Here is a 20,008-nt window from a genome sequence, read left to right as displayed (position 1 = left end):
CCAAGCGTGCCGTACCTCAAGGTTGTCGCGGCGGTGGTCCTGTGGACGGCCGCGATGCTCGCGGGGTTCGTGTTCGTCTTCCCGCCCCTGTTCGGCGTGACACTCGCCACCGTCACCCTCGCCGCGTTCGGCTACTACTACGTGCTCGCCGTGCGCGCGCTCGTCCCGGCCGCAGCCGACGGCCTGTCTCCCGTGACGCCGGAGGAGGGCCGCTACCGGCACTACCTCGTCGCCCAGGTGTGGATGGACTGGATGGCGCTCGCCAGGGCCGTCGTCCCGCGCGTCTACGGGCAGGCCGACCACGCGGTGCGCCGCCTCACCAAGCTCCTGCTCTCGGACTGGTGGGGGTTCTTCGTCTTCCCGATCTGGGCGGCGCTCTGCGGCGGGATCGTGCTGGCGGCGGTTCCCGTCGCGCTGCTGGGGGCCGTCCTGACGGCGCTGTACGGGCTCGTCGCGGCGGTCGGGCTCGCCGGGTGGCTGGTGTGCGTGGCGCTGCTCGCGGGGCTCGACAGGCTGCTCTCGATCCGTGGGCGGATCCTCCAGACATGCCCGCATCCGAGCTGCTACCGGCGGATCGGGCTGCCCGTGTACGTCTGCCCGCGATGCGCCCGGCGGCACCACAGGCTCGTCCCCTCGACGGCCGGGGCGTTCCGGCACGTGTGCGAGTGCGGGGCGCGGCTGCCCACGACCGTCGCGCTCGGCAGGTACCGGCTGACGGCGCACTGCCCGCACTGCGGCGGCAGGCTGCCGGACCGGATCGGACGGGTGCGGGTCGAGCCCGTCCCCTTCATCGGCGGCCCGGCGGCGGGCAAGACGACCTTCATGTTCCTCGCGATCCGGGCGCTGCACGCGCGCTCCCGCGAGATCGAGGGGCACGTCGCGTTCGTCGAGCAGCGGCACCAGCAGGCGTACGCGAGCGCGGTCGCGGAGTTCGCGCGCGGCGGCAGGCTCGCCAAGACCGGCCCCGAACTGCCGCTGGCGACGATGCTGGACGTCGAGTTGCCCCACGCGGGCAGGCGGATCCTCTACCTCTTCGACCCCGCGGGCGAACTGTTCACCGGGGCCGCTTCCGTTGAGGCGCTTCGATATCTCGACCACACCGAGTCGCTGGTGTTCGTGCTCGACCCGTTCGCGCTGCCGGAGGTGCAGCGCTCCCTCACCCGCGCGGAACGCGAGATGCTCGCGGCCACCTCGGGTGAGGAGCCTTCCGACGAGGATCCGTCCGACACCCTCCAGCGAGTGCTCAACGATCTGCGCTCGCGGCCGGACAAGGGCCGCCAGCGGCGCGTCGCCGTCGTCATCACCAAGACCGACCTGCTCACCCGCACCTCCATCGGCCGGGACGCGCGCACCTCACCGCGCGCCTGGCTGGACTCCCTGGGCCTGGGCAACACGCTGCGCACGCTGGACCAACTCGCCGAGGAGGTGCGCGTCTTCCCGTCCGGCCTGGACACGCCCATCTCGCCGCTCGCCGACCTCGTCTCGTGGCTCTCCGGCCTGACCGCGCCCTCCCGTCCCGCGCTCGCCCCCGACCTGCCGCCCGACCTCTCCGAGGTGCCCCCCGCGCTGCCCCTGCGCGACCCCTGGCGGCCCAAGGGACGTCCGCCGGGCTTTGTGCCACTCGGCTACCAGGCGGGCCGCTGGACGGTCCTGGCGACGCTCTCACTCGTCACCGTCACCACCCTGACGTTCACCCTGCACACCTTCCTGCCCTGATGCGCATCCGCCTGTGTTCGCTGGGCCCAGGGGCGGCTGCTTGACGGGTCGGTAATGACGGTTTTGGTATGGGTGGTGGCGAACCGGGGCGCGGAGGGGCGAGTCTCACCGGGTGAGATCTCGTTTTCCCCCAGCTAGACGCGACAGTCCGAGAAAGGACTGAGTTGACTTCCTCCCCCGCCTAAAGGCGGGGGATTCCAGCGGTCGCCCGCTGGGGTTCCTGCTTCACCGACGACCGCCCCGTCCAGGAGGACTCCCGTTGAGGTCTTACACCGTCTCCACAGGCAGACACGGCCAGCCCGGCCGCCAGGATGTTGCGTGCCGCGTTCACGTCGCGGTCATGTACAACACCGCAGTCGCAGCTCCACTCGCGGACGCTCAGCGGCAGCTTCGCCGCGACCGTGCCGCAGGCCCCGCACAGCTTGCTGGACGGGAACCAGCGGTCGATCACGACGAGTTCGCGCCCGTACCAGGCGCACTTGTACTCCAGCATCATGCGGAGGTCCGTCCAGGCCGCATCCGAGATGGCGCGCGCGAGCTTGCTGTTCTTCAGCAGGTTACGGACGGTCAGATCCTCGATCACGACCGTTTGGTTCTCACGGACGAGACGAGTGGTCAGTTTGTGCAGGAAGTCCCGACGCCGGTCGGCGATCCGCGCGTGTACGCGGGCGACCTTCACACGGGCCTTGGCCCGGTTGCTGGAGCCCTTGGCCTTGCGGGACAGTTCCCGCTGGGCGCGGGCGAGTCGCTTGCGGTCGCGGCGCTCGTGTCGGGGGTTGGCGATCTTCTCCCCGGTGGACAGGGTCACCAGGGAGGTGATCCCGGCGTCCAGGCCGACCGCGTTCGTGGTGGCGGGCGCGGGCGTGATGGCGTCTTCGCACAGCAGGGACACGAACCAGCGGCCCGCCGGATCGCGGGACACGGTCACCGTCGTCGGCGCCGCACCCTCGGGAAGCGGACGCGACCAACGGATGCCCAGCGGCTCGGTCATCTTCGCGAGCGTCAGTTGCCCGTCCCGGAACTTGAAGCCGGAGCGGGTGTACTCGGCGGACGCGCGGGACTTCTTCCGCGACTTGAAGCGCGGGTACTCGGCGCGCTTGGCGAAGAAGTTCCCGAACGCCGTCTGAAGGTGGCGCAGCGCCTGCTGGAGCGGAACGCAGGACACCTCTGCCAGGAAGGCGAGTTCCTCGGTCTTCTTCCACTCCGTCAGCGCTGCGGACGACTGCACGTAGGAGACACGGCGCTGCTCGCCATACCAAGCCCGAGTGCGTTCCTCCAGCGCCTTGTTGTAGACGAGGCGGACGCAGCCGAACGTGCGCGACAGCTCCGCCACCTGCTCGTCCGTGGGGTGAAAGCGGTACTTGAACGCCCGCTTGACCTGCTGCGTCACGCCTCACATTTTACCAGCTTCCGTGTGAGTGGCGGCTGTTGGCCGGTGGCCCCAGACGCCGGATCGCTTCGTTTCCTCCCCGGCCTGAAGGCCGGGGTATCCACGAAGGAAACAGGATGACCGTCGAGACCGATTCCTCTTCGCCGGACGATCCGCCGGAGATGTCACGGCGCACCATGGTCCTGCTCGCCGGCGGGATGAGCGTCGGGGTGGCGCTGGTCCTCGGCGTCACCCTCCTCGTGGGCGGCGACGGGACGACGTCGGCGGCGCGGCGGAGCGCCGAAGGCGCCGTGCCCGCCGTCGAGGGGAAGAGCGTGCAGGAGGCGACGCGCGTCCTCGCGGAACGGAGACTGCCGGTGGGCGGGGTGCCGAAGGTGCCGTCCTCCCTACCGGCCGGACGGATCGTCTACACCGCGCCGCCCGCCGGGACGCCGATAGCCGAGGGCTCGCCTGTGACGCTCTACGTGTCGGACGGAAGCGGAGGCGGCACCGCCGACGTCAGCCGGATGACCGTGCCCTACCTCGTCGGGGTGGACACCGGCCACGCGACCCGGGTGCTGGAAGCCCTCGGGCTGCGGCTCGACCCGGCGGACGCCAAGGGCGTCGTCGCCACCCAGGATCCGGCGCCCGGCACGGAGGTCGCCGCCGGGACGACGGTCAAGGTGACCGTCGGCGCACCGCCCTGACCACCGACGAACGCTCCCGACATTTACCGACAGGTGACATTCTCCTGACCGGCCGCATTCAGGTCACATGACGCATCTGGATCCCGTCGAATGGACGGATGCTTGACCGTGACGCTCCCTGACCCAGGACCGCGACCCCCGCCGGAGCCCCCCGATGCGCACTGTTCTGCCAGTCCTGCTGCTCCTCGTCCTGTTCGCCCCGCCCGTCGCCGCCCATGAGCACCCGGGCGGCTCCGTCGACCGGGTGACGCCCGGGGCCGTCCGCGTCGAGGTCGGGGCCAGCGTCGAGATCACCCTCCTCGACGACCGCGCCGCGCTCCGCCGCTTCACCCGCACCTACACGGTGGACCTGGGCGCGGGCAGCGGTTTCACGGTCGCGCCGGACGGGACCGTCGTCACCGCGACCCGGACCGTCACCGGCGGCCAGGACCCCGCCGTCTACGCCGCCAACCGGATCTTCGCCGAGTACTTCGAACAGGACATCCCCGCCGACTTCGCCAAGCACACGGCGGGCACCGGCGATCTGGACTTCCGCCTCCAGTCCTGTTATCCGCCCGAGCGGAGCAACTCCACCTGCACGTCGACGGTCACCCCCGTGGTGAAGATCTTCCCTTACGTCGATCCGGCGCTGCCCGAGGGCCTGCCCGCCGAGGTCCTGCACACCGGTGCGTCGCCCACCGCGCCCGCCGTGCTGCGCGTCACGAAGGGCGCGGAGGACAAGACCCTGCCGACGCTGCCTCTGGCCGCCGCCTTCGGCGACAAGATCGCCGCCATCGACGTGATGACCTACAAGCAGCGTCCTTCGGTCACCGTGACGCCGACCGTGGACATCGCGCACTTCGACCCGCCCGGATCGCGCACCCTGAAGCAGGAGGACCGCGACCGCGTCACCAAGCTCGTGGCGGCCGACGGGGACGGCGGCGCGGTCATCGACGACGCGCACAGCGAGGTCGTCGGCATGGTCACCTCGACGGGCACGGACATCCAGTTCGCGACGGTCGAAGACATCCACGCCGCTCTCAAGGAGGCGGGTGCGACCGCCTATCGCGGCCCGGTGGACGTCGTCTTCGAGACGGCGCTCGCGCACTACCACGACCGCTCCTACTCGCTCGCGATCCCGGTGCTCCAGCAGGTGCTCAAGCTACGGCCCGACCACGCCGTCGCGATAAGCCACCTGCGCGACTCCCAGGCGTGGAAGGGCACCGACAAGGAGGCCCAGCGCCCCGGCGCCGACGAGGGCGGGTCCGGCTTCTGGTCGCTGTGGTCGGTCGGCGCCGCCGTCCTGCTCGTGCTGGCGCTCGGCACCGGCGTCCTGCTGCTGCGCAGGCCGCGCCGGGAGCAGCGGCACAACCCCGACGAGATGGCCACCGCCGTCGTCGTCGCGGAGCCGCTGCGGGTGCTGCCGCCCGCGCCGCAGGCGCCGCCGCTCACCACGGTGGACCGGTCGGAGCCGGGCCCGCCCTCGCCCGCGTCCGCGCCCGCCACCCCGTTCTTCCGCGAGCCGGGCCCGGCCGACCGGCCCGCCTACTGCACCCAGTGCGGGATGCGCCGCGGACCCGCCCACCGCTTCTGCGGGTTCTGCGGACACCCCGCCTAAGGAGATCCTGTGCACACCGGCGACTCACGGCCCAGCCTGTCCGGCCGACTCCTCGGCGACTACCAGGTGCTCGACCTGGTGGGGCGCGGCGGCATGGCCGAGGTGTACCGGGCGCGCGACCAGCGGCTCGGCCGGATCGTCGCGCTGAAGATCCTCGCCCCGCACCTGACGTACGACGAGCGGTTCCGCACCCGGTTCGTGCGCGAGTCGCGGACGGTCGCCGGGATGGACCACCCGTACATCATCCCGATCTTCGAGGCGGGCGAGGCCGACGGGCTGCTGTACATCGCGATGCGGTTCGTCGGCGGCGACGACCTGCGCGTCCTCATGAGCAGGCAGCGCCCCCTGCCCGCCGAGCGGGCCACCAGGCTCCTCGGGCAGATCGCCGCGGCCCTGGACGCCGCGCACGAGCACGGGCTCGTCCACCGCGACGTCAAGCCCGCGAACGTGCTGGTCGCGGGCGGCGGCGAGGAGGGGCACGAGCACGTCTACCTGACGGACTTCGGGCTCACCAAGTCCACAACGTCGGCGTCGGGGCTGACCAGCCAGGGCCAGTTCGTGGGGACGCCCCGGTACATCGCGCCCGAGCAGATCACCGGCGACACCGTGGACGGCCGGTGCGACCAGTACGCGCTGGCGTGCGTCGCCTACGAGATGCTGTGCGGCGTCCCGCCCTTCACCCGCGACAACCAGATGGGACTCCTGTACGCGCACGTCTCCGAGGTCGCGCCTCTGCCGACGTCCCACCGGCCCGACCTCTCGCCCGCCGTGGACGCCGTCCTCGGACGCGCGCTGGGCAAGATCCCCTCTGAACGCTTCCCGACGTGCCTCACCTTCGTGCGCGCCCTTCGGGAGGCCCTGGGTGAGGCCGTCTCCGATCCGTCGCTACGGGCCGCGCCCTACCCGTCGGTTCCCGAGCAGACCCCTCCGCCCGGCCTGCGCCGCGCCGACACCGTGCCGCCCTCCCTGACCCGGCTGACGACCCCCTCGGAGCGGATCGGAGGCAGGCGTCCCGTCCAGCTCATCGGGGCGGCGCTCGCGGTGGCTGTCGCGGTGGTGGCGGCCGCCGCGCTGTTCGTGCCGGGAGGGGGCACCGCCACCTATCCGGGCACCCGGGCGGCGCCGTTCAGCTTCGACTACCCCGGCGGCTGGCAGGCGCGCACCCACTCGGACGTCTACATGGTCGCCTCCCCCGCCGCGCCGGTGTTCGAGGCGCTGTTCGCGACGCCCGTCACCGCCGACTGGGCCCCCGTGGCCGCGCTGGACGGCGACGACGCGACCGGCGTCTACGCGGGCGTCAGCGACACGCTGAACAGCACGGCGGCCGTCCCGACGAGCCTGCCCGCGCTGCTGCCGGGCCAGGCGAGCCTCGGCGCGGCCTCCCCGGTGACGGTCGGCGGCGCCCAGGCGGCCCGCTACCAGGGCTCGCTGGCCGACCCCGCCGACCCGGCGCACCGCCTTGAGCTGACCGCCTTCGTCGTCCCGCGCGCGTCGGCCTCCAGCGCCTTCCTCGTCTACTTCTGCGCGCCCTCCCACTGCTCCCCCAAGACGATCGAGAGGCTCGCGTCCTCCTTCACCTTCACCTCCTGAGGCGTCCTTCTCAGGGATGACCCTGAGACATCCCTGACATATGTCAGTTTTTTTTGACACCTGTGGGCCGGGCCTGACATCGTGGCTGCCCATGGACGACAGCCCGCCGACCGGAGACGAGCTGCTGAGGATCCTCTCCGCGCTCGCCAACCCCCATCGGCTGCGCATCCTGGGCACGCTGTCCGTCCGCCGCGACTACGTGAGCAGCCTCGCCAGGGTCATCGGCATCGGCCGTCCCCTGCTGCACATGCACCTCCAGCGGCTGGAGGCGGCGGGGCTCGTCCGGGGCACGCTCGAACTGTCTAACGACGGCAAGGCGGTCAAGTACTACGAGGCCACCGACTTCGCGCTCACCCTCACCCCCGAGACGATCCGGCGGGCCCTGCCGACGCTCACCGACAAGACCGAGAAGAAGGAGACCTGAGCATGACCGGAGACTGGGCGGCCGTCGTGGGCGCCGCCGGCGTCTTCCTGCTGGCGATCGTCACCGTCTGGCAGGTCGCGGTGACCTGGCGGGCCCGGTACCTCGCCGCCCGCGAGGAGCGGTACAAGGAACTCGCCGCCAAGTACGCGGCGCTGCTCGACGACGTCGTCGTCCTCCAGCGCCAGACCCAGGAGGACCTCAGCGAGGCGCGCAAGTCGCTCGCCTCGATGGAGCGGATGATGCGCGAGATCGAATAGCGCGCGCTGATGAGCGCGGATGCCCGGACGGGAGTTGCCGCCCCCGTCCGGGCGAAGGAAGCGAACCCTTGCAGAAGCCACTTCCACCACAGGGAGATCACCCATGCCCGCTTGGCTCAAGCGGCTGTCGCCGGGCGACCGCCGTGGCACCTGGATAGTACTCGGCGCCTGGATCCTCCTCGCCGTCCTGCTCGGCCCCCTGGCGGGCCGACTGGAGCAGGTCGAGGAGGACGGGCCCAACGCGTTCCTGCCCGGCAACGCCGAATCCGCGCAGGTCAACCTGCTCCTCGCGGACTTCCGGCAGGACGACGCGATGCCCGCCGTCATCGTCTACACCGGACCTAAGGACGTCATCACGGAGCGGGCGGAAGCAGACCGTCCCGCTTTCAGCCGCGTGTCCGGGACGGAGACGGGGCCGCCCGTCACGTCCGACGACGGCAAGGCCGTCATCGTCGTTGTGCCGCTGCACGACTCCGAGCGGCTCGGCGACAGCATCGACGAGCTGCGGGCGCTGACGAAGGCGGGGGTGCCGCCCGGCGTCACGATCGAGGTCGGCGGGCCCGCCGCCACCCTCATGGACGCCGTCGCGGTGTTCGACTCGCTCGACTCCACGCTCATGCTGGCCACCGGCACCGTCGTCATCGTCCTTCTGCTGCTCACCTACCGGAGCCCGTTCCTGTGGCTCGTGCCTGTGCTGTCCGTGGCGTTCGCCGCCGTGCTCACCCAGGCGACGACCTATCTCCTCGCCGCGCACGCGGGGTTGCCCGTGAACCCGCAGAGCGCGGGCATCCTGATGGTCCTCGTGTTCGGCGTAGGCACGGACTACGCCTTGCTCCTCATCGCGCGGTACCGCGAGGAACTGCACGCCCACGAAGACAGGCACGCCGCCATGCGCCTCGCCCTACGGCGCAGCGTCCCCGCCATCCTCGCCTCGGCCGGGACCGTCGTGCTCGGCCTGTGCTGCCTCGCCTTCGCCGACCTCAACTCCTCCCGCTCCCTCGGCCTCGTCGGCGCCGTCGGCATCGCCTGCGCGTTCCTCGCCATGGTGAGCGTGCTGCCCGCGCTGCTCGTCCTGGGCGGCCGGTGGATCTTCTGGCCGTTCGTGCCGCGCTTCGGCGACGCGCCACGGCGGGGCACGACCGGGTGGCGGCGGATCGGCGACCTCGTCGCGCGGCGGCCCCGCGCGGCCTGGCTCGGCTCGCTCGCCGTGACGGGCGGGCTCGCGCTCGGCGTCGTCGGAATGGACCTCGGGCTGGAACACGCCGAGATGTTCCAGGACAAACCGGGCTCCGTCATCGCGCAGGAGCGGATCGCCGAGCACTTCCCGTCCGGGGCCGCCGACCCCGCCGTCGTTGTGGTGCCCGACGGCGATGCCGACGCCGCCGTCAGGGCCGCCTCAGGGGTGCCGGGGGTCGTCTCCGCGACCGCCGGGGACAGCGTGGGCGGGCGCACCCAGCTCGCCGTCGTGCTCGCCGACGCGCCCGACAGCGCGGCCGCCAAGGGCACCATCGACGGGCTGCGGGACGCGCTGCCCGCCGCCGCGCTCGTCGGCGGCAGCACGGCCGAGGAACTCGACACCGAGCGGGCGACGGCGCGGGACCTGCGGGTGGTGGTGCCGCTTGTGCTGCTCGTGGTGGTGGCCGTCCTCGTGGGGCTGCTCCGGGCCGTCCTGGGGCCGCTGCTGCTGCTGTGCACCGTGGTCGTCTCCTTCCTGGCCGCGCTGGGCGCCTCGAACCTGCTGTTCGTGCACGTCTTCGGCCACGCCGCGGTGGACTGGGAGGTGCCCCTCCTCGGGTTCGTCTTCCTCGTCGCGCTGGGAATTGACTACAATATTTTCCTGATGCACAGGGTGCGGGAGGAGTCGGCCCGGCACGGGCACGCGCGCGGTGTTGTGGTGGGGCTCGCCGGGACGGGCGGCGTCATCACCAGCGCGGGCATCGTGCTCGCCGCGACCTTCGCCGTGTTCGCCGTCCTGCCGATGGTCACGATGATGCAGCTCGGCGTCATCGTCAGCCTGGGCGTCCTCCTGGAGACCCTCCTCATCCGCACGATCCTCGTCCCGGCCCTGGCGCTGGACCTCGGGCCCCGCTTCTGGTGGCCCAACCCCCCGACCGGCCCGGCCGCCGACCCGACCCGGCCGGAGGTCGTCAAGGTCGCCTAGCCCCGCTGACGCCCCGCGCCGCGCCCTCCGGCTCGGCGCGGGGCGTCAGCCGTCCGCCCGCCTCAAGCCGCGCGCGGTACCGCGACAACAGTTCTCCGGGCAGTTCCAGCAGATCCACCAGTTCCTCGACCAACGCCGCATCAACAACGGCGACCTCCACCGCCGTCAGCTCCCGCCCCTCCGCACCCGTCACCTCAGGCCGTTCCTTCCGCCACCTCGGCCGCCACCATCGCCCCGAGGTTCCACACCGCCTCCAGGTCCGCCTTCCGGGGCGCCCCGAGCACCGTCACCGCGGGCTGCACGGCCCGCCACCCCATCCCTGCCGCGATCCCCTCCACCGCCCGGACCGCCCCCGCCGTGTCACTGTTCCCGTGCACATAGAGCCCGTAGGCCATCCGCCTCTTCTCCCCCAGGCACGGGTAGTAGACCGTGTCAAAAAAATGCTTCACCGCCCCCGCCATGTACCCGATGTTCGCGGGCGTCCCCACCACCACCGCGTCCGCCCCCAACAGGTCACTGACGGTCGCCCCCAACGCCGCCCGCACCACAACCTCGACCCCCACCAGTTCCTCGGTTCCCACCCCCGCCTCGACCGCCTCCAACAACTCCTGTGTCCCCGGCGAAGGCGTGTGGTGCACCACCAGAACTCTCCCCACACCCCCAACCCTAACCACCCGCCCCCACCCCGCACACATCCAGGCCCACAAGCCCACGCCCGACGTCCGCGCCGGTCCACGTCCCCGGCTACCGAAGACGATCCCCCTCCCCCGCCGTGCGGCACGCCGTCATCGGGTGGGCCGGGCACCGGGAGGGCGGTGCGCCGGGGGCGGGTCGATCAGAGGGTGAGGTGGGATTCGGCGGTGGCCAGGAGGGTCTGGATGTGGAGGCCGTGCGGGGCGGCGAGGGGGTGGGGGGTGCGGGTGCGGACGGACTGGGCGAACTCGGTGATCATGCGGGTGAAGTCGTCTTCGGCGACCTTCCAGTCGAGGCGGGCCTCGCCTTGGTGGCCGAAGACCTCGATGTGGGCGGACTGGTCGGCGGTTCCGGCCATGGAGAGGGAGACCTCGCTGACGGCGCCCGTCTCGTGTTCGAGCAGCATGCCGAGCCAGCGCAGGGGGTGGCCGTGGGCGCGGACCGACGTGATCCGGCCCAGGGCGGCGTCCATCATGTCGAGGACGTGTGGGCCGAGGTCGAGCAGGGCGCCGCGTTCCAGGCGCCAGGGGGTGGCGAACGGGCCGCCGCGCAGGCCCGGGGACACAAAGCGGCCGTAGCCGCCGAAGACGTCCAGGGTGCGCGCCTGGTCGAGGAACGTGCGCGCCTCCCGGGTGTACCGGAGGGAGAACACCATCTGGGAGACGACGCCCGCCTCCTCGATCGCCTCGGTGAGACGGCGCGCCCCCTCCAGATCCATCGCGAGGGGCTTCTCCAGCAGCACGGCCTTGCCCGCCCTCACCGCCTTCAGGGCGAGCTCCGCCTGGACGTCCGGTGGGACGGCGAACGCGACGGCCTCGCACCCGTCGAACAGCTCCGCCAGCGTCGCGCACGGGCGGGCGCCGTGCGCGGCGGCCAGCTCGGCCGCCGCCTCGGGCCGCCGCGCCCAGACGCCCGCCAGCTCCGTTTCCGGCCCCGCCGCGATCGCGGGGGCGTGCACCATTCCGGCCCAGGGACCCGCCCCGACCAGGCCGATTCTCACTGTGTCACTCATGCGAGAACCCTTTCACGACCGGCCGCGACCCGCGATCGACGCCTGTGGATAACTTTTCGACGGCGACCGCGCCGGCCCCCGTCAGACGGTCGTGACGACCTCGTCGTAGTCGAGGCGCGGGTTGCGCTGGAACCAGGCGTCGGGGCCGGGCCTGCCGATGTTGATGACGGCGAGGACCTTGTGCGTGCCGTCGCCGAAGAACTCCTTGTTGACGCCTTCGGCGTCGTAACCGGCCATCGGGCCCGCGGCGAGCCCGGCGGCGCGGATCCCGATGATGAGGTAGCCGATCTGGAGGGTCGCGTTGAAGGAGCCCATGCCGTGGCGCACCTCGGCGGCGTCGTCGAAGTTCGCCTTGGCGCCCGGCGCGTGCGGGAAGACCTTCGGGAGCTCCTCGTGCCAGTCGGTGTCGTAGCCGACGACGGCGACGAGGGGCGCGGCGGCGGTCTTGGCCCGGTTGCCCTCGGACATGTGGGTGAGGAGCCGCTCGCGGGCCTCGGGGCTGCGGACCAGCGTGACGCGCAGGGGCTGGGTGTTCATGGCGGTCGGGCCGTACTTGACGAGGTCGTAGATCGCCTTGACCTGCTCGTCGGTCACCGGCTCGTCGGTGAACGTGTTGGCGGTCCTCGCCGTACGGAACAGCAGGTCCTGCGCGGCGGCGTCGAGTTCGAGGCTCATCGAGATCACCTTCCCGGTGGGTGGGGGTCTGCGTACGGAGCGTCTCAACAACTTGAAACCTCAAGTTCTGCCCCGCACCGACATGACGTGCGTCACACCCTCTCGCCGCCCGTGACGACGGCGACCCTGCCGGTGAACCTCACCGCTCGTCCCACTCCACCTGGAGGGCGCTGAGGCCCCTGCCGACCAGGCTGCGCCGGTACTCCACCGGGGTGCCCTCCACCAGCCGCAGGGACGGGATGCGGGACGTCAGCTGCTGGAACGCGATCTCCATCTTGAGCCTGCTGAGCGCCGCGCCGACGCAGTGGTGGACGCCGTACCCGAACACCAGGTGGTCGCGCGCGTTGGGACGCCGGATGTCGAACCGCTCGGGGTCGGGGAACACGGTCTCGTCGTGAGCCGCCGAGTCGGTGCTGATGAGCACCTCCACGCCCGCCGGGATCGTCACCCCGTGCAGCTCCACGGGCCGGGTCGGTATCCGGAAGCTGCCCAGGCTGGCTCCGTCGATCCGGAAGGACTCCTCGATCATGCCGGGGATGAGGGAGGGGTCCGCCTTGATCTCCTCCCATACGTGCCGTTCCCTCATGAGCCGCAGGACGGCGTTGCCCAGGGCGTTCGGGACGGTGTCGTTGCCTCCGAGCAGGAGGGCGCTGATCGTCTCCACGACCTCCCGGTGCGACAGCTCGTCGGGGATAAGACCGGCCATCAAGGACGCGAAGTCGTCACGGGGCCGCTCGCGTCGTTCCGTCACGAGGCCGTCGATGTAATCGAGGTACTTGAGGAAGTCTCCGGCCAGTTGCTTCTGCCGGTCGGGGGTCTGCGGCGAAAGGAAGAGCTGGAACCACGACGTCACCCAGTGCTTGACGTTCTCCTCGTCCTCGGGAGGCACCCCGATGAAGAGCGCGGCCAGGTGGGCCGACGGCAGGTGCGCGATCGTCTGGACGAGGTCGGTGCCGCCGCGCGGGATCACCTCGTCGAGGACGCCGTCCACCTGGGCCCGGAACGCCTCGCCCAGGCGCGCGACGGCCCTGGGCGTGAACGCGCGGGAGATGGCCCGCCGCATCCGGGTGTGCTGGGGCGGGTCCACGTTGGCGGCGAAGTTGTCCAGGAACGACTCGTGCTCGCCGAGCGCCCTCCGCACGTCGTCGGTGAGCGTCCGGGAGATGGTGAGGGACCCGGCGGACGAGAACGTGCCGTGGTCGCGGTAGGCGGCGCGCACGTCCTCGTAGCGGGTGAGCACCCACATCCGCAGGTGCTCGCTCCAGAACACCGGCTGCTCGCGTCTGAGGCGGCGCAGGAACGGATACGGGTCGGCGACGTGCCAGGCGGCCGTGACGTCGAAGTCGGCGGCCTCCTCGGCCGCGGCGAGGGGGTGGGGGGACATGGCGGGCTCCCTCAGTAGGGAGCGACGGGCGTGAGCACCCGCCGCGGGTTGTCGATGAGCATGAGGTCGAGCTGTTCCCTGGTGACGCCGCGGTCGAGCAGCGCGGGCAGCACGTCCGACGGGATGTGCCGGAGGTGGTAGTTCGGATGCCTTTCGGCGATGACGTCCCACTCGAACCTGTCGTTGAAGCAGTAGGAGTCGTGCCCGAGGACCATGCGCCCGGCGTAGCCCAGCTCGCACAGGGCGGCGACGGTGGCGACCCTGTCCTCGAAGGAGGTGAATTCGATGCCGAAGCGGTCCATGCCCAGGTAGGAGCCGTTGTCGGCGAGCCTCCGCAGGTAGTCCAGGTCGGTGGAGTCGCCCGCGTGCCCGATGACGACGTTGTTCAGGTCCACGCCCTCTTCAAGCAGCAGCTTCTGCTGGTCGAGGCCGTTGCGCACGGACGACTCGCTGTGCGTGGTGATGGGCGCGCCCGTCTCCCGGTGCGCCCTCGCGCAGGCCCGGATGACGCGCTCTACGCCGCGCGTGATGCCCTGCTTGCCTGTGGCGCACTTGAGCATGCCCGCCTTGACGCCCGTCCTTCCGACGCCCTCGGTGATGTCCCTTGTGAAGAACTCGGCGAGCCTGTCCTCGCCGCCGAACAGCGTGCCGGGCCCCCGGTTGCCGAAGTAGGCGGGCAGGTCGTCGTAGGTGTACAGGCCGGTGGCGACGACGATGTTCACCCCGGTCAGCTCCGCGACCTTCTGTACGGCCGGGACGAACCTGCCCAGGCCGATCACCGTGAGGTCCACGACGGTGTCGATGCCCAGCGCGCGCACGGCCTCCAGTTTGGCTGCCGCGTCGGCGGCGCACCGTTCGAGGTCCCAGCCTTCGGGGATGTCGGGCCAGTTCCACAGGATCTCGGGGCTGAGGCCGAAGATGTGCTCGTGCATGAGGACGGACCCGAGGTTCTCGACGGGCCCCCTGACGGTCTCGGTCACGCGCCCGCCTCCGGGAACCGTGGGTGGTCGAACGGCTGGTTGACCTCCAGGCCGAGCCCGTCCGTCTGCGCGTAGGGCGTGCCGGTGTAGAGGGCGTCGGCGTCGAAGTAGGTGACGGTGAACGAGAGCCTCGGTTCGTCACGCAGGTTGGCGCTCGACCCGTGGACGGTCAGAGCGTGGTGCACGGTGGCGTCGCCCGCCTTGAGGTCCAGTGGATCGGACAGAGGCAGCTCGGTCAGCCACGGGTGCTGGCTCGGCTGGTCGTCGCCGTCGCGGGCGAAACTCCGGCCGAGCACCCCGTACCGGTGCGAACCGGTGTAGAAGCGCAGCGATCCCATCTCGGCCGGGACGTCGCCGAGCGCGAGCCACACGGTGAGCATCTCCGAGCGGTCCATCGGCATCCAGGGGAAGTCCTGGTGGAAGACGGTGGCGCCGTGTCCGCCCGCGCGCTCGGGCTCCTTGACGAGCAGGTTCGTCACCTGGACGCGGACCCTCCCGACCCCGTGCAGGAGCCGGGCGGCGGTCGCGCCGAGCGCCGGGTCGAGGGTGAGGTCGCGGAACAGCGGATCGGTCTCGGCGATGTCGCGGGACTGGCCGAACGCGGCGTCGACGGCGCCGCGGCGGGCCCGGTCGCGCTCGGCGAGCCGCGCCAGGGCGGTCGCGCGGAGCCGGGCGACGGTGTCGGGGGGCACGAGTCCTGGCAGGTGGACCCAGCCGTTCTCCCGGAAGAAGGCGACCTCGTCGTCGGTCGCCGGACGCACTGCGAGGGACATTGCCCAAGTGTCGAACGCACGGCATGGTAAAGCAAGCGCTTGGTTTGACTTCGTTCCCGACCCCGGAGGAGCCCGCCCGTGTCCCACGAGTACCGTCCGTTCCGTTTCGGCGCCGTGCTGCGCCTCGCCGGCACCGGCCGCGCCTGGGCCGACAAGGCCAGACGCCTGGAGGACGACGGGTTCAGCACCCTCCTCGTCCCCGACCACCTCGTAGGCCCGCGCTTCGGCCCCGTCGCCGCGATGACGGCCGCCGCCTGCGCGACCGAGACCCTCAACGTCGGCACGCTGGTGTTCGCCAACGACTTCCGGCATCCGGCCGTCCTGGCCAAGGAGGCCGCCACGATCGACCTGCTCTCCGACGGCCGCCTCGAACTCGGCATGGGCACCGGATGGATGGCCCGCGACTACGACGCCGCAGGGCTGGAACTCGCCTCCCCCGGCGTCCGGGTGGCCCGCCTCGACGAGTCCCTCAGGGTGATGAAGGCGCTGTGGCGGGGCGGACCCGTGCACTTCGAAGGCGAGCACTACAGGATCTCCGGCCTCGAACAGGATCCCCTTCCGGCGCGTAAACCGGGCCCGCGCATCATGCTCGGAGGCGGCGGCCCGAAGATGCTGGCGCTGGCCGCCCGCGAGGCCGACGTCGTCAACCTGACGATGCGGGTGCGCGCGGACGGCGCGGGCCCCGACCTGCGCGACAGCGGCGTCGCCCGGTTCCGGGAGAAGATCGCGACGCTCAGGGCGGCCGCCGGGTCCCGCTTCCCCGAGATCGAACTCGGCACGTCCGTGCTCAGCCTCGGCCTGGACGCCCGGCCGGAGGCGTGGAGCGCCGCGAACCCGTCCGCCCAGGCCGGGACGCCCCAGGTCCTCGCGGGCTCCCTGGACGAGATCTGCGCCGCCCTGCGCCGCTGGCGCGCGGAACTCGGCATCAGCTACTTCGTCCTGCACAACGAGGACGACCTCCCGTCCTTCCGCCAGGTCGTCACCCGCCTCGCGGGCACCTGAACGCCAGGAACAGCCCCGGGAGTCACGCGACTCCCGGGGCCGTCCTTAGGAGATCACTTCAGGTAGGGGCCCGCCGCTCCGATCTGCCCCGGCGCGGCGTTCGCGCCCGGAAGGTCGAGGACGTAAGCGCGGAGGTTGCCCTTTCCGGACGGGGAGGCCGTCAGTGTGCCGTTCGTGACGACCTTGACGTCACCCGTCACGGCGTCCTTGTAGGTGCCGTTGGGGATCCCGGTGAAGGTGGCGGCGCCGGAGATCGCGACGAGCACGAAGCTGTCCACCCCGCCGGAGGTGTACCGCCGTTTGAACGCCAGATCGCCGGAGACGCCCTGGCGCGAGTACTGGCCCATCTGGAGCGCGGGGACCGCCCGCCGGATCCGGTTGAGCCGCTGGAGGTGCTGGACGAGGGGCTGCGCGAGGGTCGTCGCGACCTGCCCCGACGCGCTGGACGCGATCCCGAAGTCCGCCGCCGTCACGGATCCGGCCAGGTGGTCGCCGAAGTAGGCGCGGCCCGTGGTGGCCAGCGGGCAGGTCGGGCCGCAGTCGATCGGCGCGCCCTTCTTGAACTCGATCTCCGACCCGTAGTAGAGCGTCGGGATGCCACGGAACGTCCACATGAGCGCCATGTTCTCCGCCCACGCATCGGTTCCTCCCGTGTACCGGACGTTCGACTTGTTCGGCCCGTAGTCATGGGAGTCCACGTAGACGGCGTTGAACGTGGCGTCATTGGTGGCGTCGTCGGAGTCCATCCCGTTGTGGAACGCGTTGCTCGCGTCCCCGAAGTTCATGTGCATCCGCATGTCGATGATGTTCATGCCGGAGAACTGCGAATGGTCGGGAGCGTGGTAGCCGTTCCCGTTCAGGAAGGCGTTGTCGGACGTCGGCTGGTTCCCGGTGCCCTGGTTGTTCTCCCAGACGAACTGGTCGAGGGCCGCCTGGACGTCGTCGCCGGTGTAGGTGCGGCGCTCCTTCCAGGTGAAGAACTGGGCCGAGTGGTTGACCGAGCCCCGGTTCCACTTGTCGTTCACGAACGCGGCGACCTCGCCGAACAGGTAGAAGTCCCTGGCTTTCGCCGCCCCGTACTTGGCGACGAGCTTCTCCTGGAGGGCGGGCAGGAAGCGGCGGTTCCAGGTGACGCGCGGGATGTGCACGGCGGTGTCCACCCGGAAGCCGTCGACGCCCATCTCGATGTACCTGTTGTAGACGTCGATGAGGTAGTCCTGCACCTCCGTGTTCTCGGTGTTGAAGTCGGCGAGGTCCTCGTGCAGCCAGCAACTGCGCGCGTCCTCGCCCTCCCAGTTGCCTATCCAGCACTGGTGGTAGAGGTCGGCCGGGAACAGCTTGGAGGTCGGCGTGGGCCACTGGCAGTGGCGGATCGGGAACCCTTCGGGGCTGGACTGGCCGGTCGCCTGGCCGTAGTTCGGGCAGACGTTGCCCGTGGGCGCTTCGGTGCTCCACAGGTCGCCGTTGTAGGGACGTCCCTTGGCGAGCACGTTCTGGGCGGGCGTCAGGGACGGGTCGTTCCCCTGGTGCTCCTCCATCGGGTCGTAGGTCTTGCCGGTCTGCCTGGCGCTGTAGAACCAGTCCCACGCGCCGTCGCGGGCGCCCCACACCTTCGGCACGTGCAGGCCCTTGGCGCCCCAGCGCGAGGAGTGGTTGTAGACGACGTCCTGGTAGATCTTGATGCCCTTGGCGTGGGCGCCGTCGATGAGGTCCTGGTAGGACGCGCCGGGCGACTCCAGCCTGGGGTCCACCCGGTAGAAGTCCCAACCGTGGTAGCCGTGGAAGTCGTAGTCCGAGCGGTTCAGGACGACGGGCGTGATCCAGATGGCGGAGAACCCGAGCGCCTTGATGTAGTCGAGCTTGTCGATGAGGCCCTTGAAGTCACCCCGGAACATCGGGTCGTTGTTGGCGGCGTTGCCTGACTTGACGTGCTGGCTTCCGCCCCGGTTGTTCGCGGTGTCGCCGTCCATGAAGCGGGCGGTCATCGCGAAGTAGATGGAGTCCTTGCGCGGGTCGCCGCCGAGCATCTCGCCGGGCTCGGGGTCGGGCAGCGCCCGACCGGTCGTGACGGTCACGGACGCGCTCGCGGCCGAGGTGTTCCCGGCGGCGTCGCGGGCCCGGACGGTGTAGGTGTAGGCGGTCTCCGGGTCGAGCCCCGAGATCCGCAGGGACGGCGCGGTGCCCGTCTCGTAGACGGTGCTCTGCCCTCCCCTGGTCTGGGTCACGACATATCCGGCGACGCCCACGTTGTCGGTCGAGGGCGACCAGCTCAGCTCGACCGCGACCCCGTCGGCGGCCCCTTCCAGGCCCGTCGGCACGGTCGGGGCCTCCGTGTCGGGCTCCGGCGCGACGCACGGGTCGGGCGCGTCGGCGGTGACCACGCCGTCCCTGACGGTGACCCGGCCGAGGCCGAGCGGGTAGTCGGCGCCGCCGTTGTTGTCCCACGCGCCCGCGCCGTTGTTGAACGCCGCCCTCAGGCCCGCGGCGGCGCCCAGGGTGACGGTGAGCGACACCCAGTCGGTGCAGGCCGCTCCGTCCATCCTGGCGCCGGGGACGGTGGTCCACGCGCCGCCGGTCGGCTGGTAGTGGAGGTTCACCACCGTCCAGTTCCGGGTTTTTGTGTAGTAGTACACGCTCGTCCGGTTCGGCTGCGGGGCGGTGCCGGTCGTCGCCGCCACCGAGGCGGACGGGGCGGAGACGTTCCCCGCCGCGTCCTTCGCCGTGACGCTGTAGGCGTAGGCCGTCTCGGCGGTCAGCCCCGTGTCGGTGTGGGACGTGGCCGTCACGGGGATCCGGACGGTGCCCTCAGGACCGGTCCGGATGACCTCGTAGCCGGTGACGCCCACGTCGTCCGTGGCGGCGTTCCAGGTGAGCGCGACCGACGTCCCGGTGACGGTGGCGGCCAGGCCCGAGGGCGCGGACGGCGCCGTGGTGTCGGGCGCGCAGGGGTCGGCGGCGCCGGGGCTGACCACACCGTTCCGCACGGTGGTGCGGCCGGTCGGCAGCGCGTAGTCGGCGCCGCCGTTGTTGTCCCACGTGCCCGAACCGTTGTTGAAGACGACCTTCAGGCCGGTGGCCGTGCCTATGTCGACGGTCTTGCGGAACCATCCGGCGCAGCCCGCGTCCATCGTGACGCCGGGGACAGCCGTCCAGGAGCCTCCGGTCGGCTGGTAGTGGATCCTGGGGGCGGCCCACGCGGTCGCGTAGTACACGGTCGCGGTGTTGCCGGGTTGGGTGGGCCCGCAGGGGTCGCCCGCCCCTATGACGCCGCCGTTCACCGTGACGGAGCCGGTGCCCAGCGTGTAGTCCGCGCCGCCGTTGTTGTCCCAGGCTCCCGCGCCGTTGTTGAACGCGGCCTTGAGGCTCGTGGCGGTGCCGAGGTCCATCGTGCGCTTGACCCAGCCCGCGCAGGCGACCTCCATGGCGGCGCCGGGGACTGTCGTCCAGGCGCCTCCGGCGGGCTGGTAGTGGATGTTGGTGGTGGCCCAGGCGGTCCGGTAGTAGACGGTCACGGAGGTGGCGGCGGCCGCCGGGGGCGCGGCCGCAAGGGAAGCGGCACAGGCGAGCGCGGCGGCTACCGCGACGCCCGGCCGCACCCGGGATCGGGTGGACAGAGGCATGGTGCTCCTCTTGGGGTGGTGGTGGGGCCGGGCCGAGGAACGGCCCGG

Annotated in this window: 17 protein-coding genes; 8 read left to right on the top strand and 9 right to left on the bottom strand. The window is 71.3% G+C overall.

Going from position 1 to position 20,008, the window contains the following annotated elements; genetic code table 11:
- Positions 1–6 precede the first annotated feature (6 nt).
- Positions 7–1,716 (top strand): hypothetical protein, encoded by a 1,710-nt coding sequence (locus LO762_RS05815; RefSeq protein WP_230613157.1) that lies wholly within the window; start codon positions 7–9, stop codon positions 1,714–1,716.
- A gap of 181 nt (positions 1,717–1,897) precedes the next feature.
- Here the strand turns inward: LO762_RS05815 and LO762_RS05810 are convergent, their stop codons facing one another.
- Positions 1,898–3,106, bottom strand: a complete 1,209-nt coding sequence (locus LO762_RS05810) for a transposase (protein WP_230613156.1) — start codon at positions 3,104–3,106, stop codon at positions 1,898–1,900.
- A gap of 116 nt (positions 3,107–3,222) precedes the next feature.
- On the opposite strand from LO762_RS05810, the gene LO762_RS05805 reads away from it, so the two are divergent.
- From LO762_RS05805 to LO762_RS05780, 6 genes are all read left to right on the top strand, one after another.
- Positions 3,223–3,792 carry a PASTA domain-containing protein gene (locus tag LO762_RS05805; protein WP_230613155.1) on the top strand — a complete coding sequence of 190 codons (570 nt, stop codon included), beginning with the start codon at positions 3,223–3,225 and terminating at the stop codon, positions 3,790–3,792.
- Between the two features lie 154 nt (positions 3,793–3,946).
- Entirely contained in the window at positions 3,947–5,389 is a 1,443-nt protein-coding gene (locus tag LO762_RS05800; RefSeq protein ID WP_230613154.1) for a hypothetical protein, read from the top strand.
- Between the two features lie 9 nt (positions 5,390–5,398).
- Positions 5,399–6,979, top strand: a complete 1,581-nt coding sequence (locus tag LO762_RS05795) for a serine/threonine-protein kinase (protein WP_230613153.1) — start codon at positions 5,399–5,401, stop codon at positions 6,977–6,979.
- 91 nt (positions 6,980–7,070) lie between these two features.
- On the top strand, positions 7,071–7,403 hold the full coding sequence (locus LO762_RS05790) for a winged helix-turn-helix domain-containing protein (protein ID WP_230613152.1): 333 nt from the start codon (positions 7,071–7,073) through the stop codon (positions 7,401–7,403).
- A gap of 2 nt (positions 7,404–7,405) precedes the next feature.
- Entirely contained in the window at positions 7,406–7,660 is a 255-nt protein-coding gene (locus LO762_RS05785; protein ID WP_230613151.1) for a hypothetical protein, read from the top strand.
- Between the two features lie 103 nt (positions 7,661–7,763).
- Positions 7,764–9,821 (top strand): MMPL family transporter, encoded by a 2,058-nt coding sequence (locus tag LO762_RS05780; protein ID WP_304523613.1) that lies wholly within the window; start codon positions 7,764–7,766, stop codon positions 9,819–9,821.
- Here LO762_RS05780 and LO762_RS05775 read toward each other — a convergent pair.
- From LO762_RS05775 to LO762_RS05745, 7 genes are all read right to left on the bottom strand, one after another.
- A complete protein-coding gene (locus tag LO762_RS05775) occupies positions 9,808–10,014 on the bottom strand; it encodes a hypothetical protein (protein ID WP_230613150.1) in 207 nt (68 codons plus the stop codon). The two genes, LO762_RS05780 and LO762_RS05775, sit on opposite strands and share 14 nt — an antisense overlap.
- A 1-nt stretch (position 10,015) precedes the next feature.
- Positions 10,016–10,477, bottom strand: a complete 462-nt coding sequence (locus LO762_RS05770; RefSeq protein ID WP_230613149.1) for a flavodoxin — start codon at positions 10,475–10,477, stop codon at positions 10,016–10,018.
- Between the two features lie 179 nt (positions 10,478–10,656).
- The gene (locus LO762_RS05765; RefSeq protein WP_230613148.1) at positions 10,657–11,526 is read right to left on the bottom strand and encodes a Gfo/Idh/MocA family protein; all 870 of its coding nucleotides are present in this window, start codon (positions 11,524–11,526) and stop codon (positions 10,657–10,659) included.
- Between the two features lie 81 nt (positions 11,527–11,607).
- Positions 11,608–12,207 carry a malonic semialdehyde reductase gene (locus LO762_RS05760; protein WP_230613582.1) on the bottom strand — a complete coding sequence of 200 codons (600 nt, stop codon included), beginning with the start codon at positions 12,205–12,207 and terminating at the stop codon, positions 11,608–11,610.
- Positions 12,208–12,340: 133 nt separating this feature from the next.
- A complete protein-coding gene (locus LO762_RS05755; protein WP_230613147.1) occupies positions 12,341–13,585 on the bottom strand; it encodes a cytochrome P450 in 1,245 nt (414 codons plus the stop codon).
- An 11-nt stretch (positions 13,586–13,596) separates the two neighbouring features.
- Positions 13,597–14,565 (bottom strand): phosphotriesterase, encoded by a 969-nt coding sequence (locus LO762_RS05750; RefSeq protein ID WP_230613146.1) that lies wholly within the window; start codon positions 14,563–14,565, stop codon positions 13,597–13,599.
- Positions 14,562–15,338, bottom strand: a complete 777-nt coding sequence (locus LO762_RS05745; protein ID WP_230613145.1) for a phytanoyl-CoA dioxygenase family protein — start codon at positions 15,336–15,338, stop codon at positions 14,562–14,564. Before LO762_RS05745 ends, LO762_RS05750 begins: the two co-directional genes overlap by 4 nt.
- Positions 15,339–15,416: 78 nt before the next feature.
- On the opposite strand from LO762_RS05745, the gene LO762_RS05740 reads away from it, so the two are divergent.
- Complete coding sequence (locus tag LO762_RS05740) at positions 15,417–16,340, top strand: TIGR03621 family F420-dependent LLM class oxidoreductase (protein ID WP_230613144.1); 924 nt, start codon at positions 15,417–15,419, stop codon at positions 16,338–16,340.
- Between the two features lie 53 nt (positions 16,341–16,393).
- Here LO762_RS05740 and LO762_RS05735 read toward each other — a convergent pair whose 3' ends face one another.
- Entirely contained in the window at positions 16,394–19,960 is a 3,567-nt protein-coding gene (locus LO762_RS05735) for a carbohydrate binding domain-containing protein (protein ID WP_230613143.1), read from the bottom strand.
- Positions 19,961–20,008 lie beyond the last annotated feature (48 nt).

The organism is Actinocorallia sp. API 0066 (assembly GCF_020991275.1).
GTDB lineage: Bacteria > Actinomycetota > Actinomycetes > Streptosporangiales > Streptosporangiaceae > Actinocorallia.
Note: the sequence above shows the minus strand (reverse complement) of the source record. Positions and strands in the feature narration are given on the sequence as shown.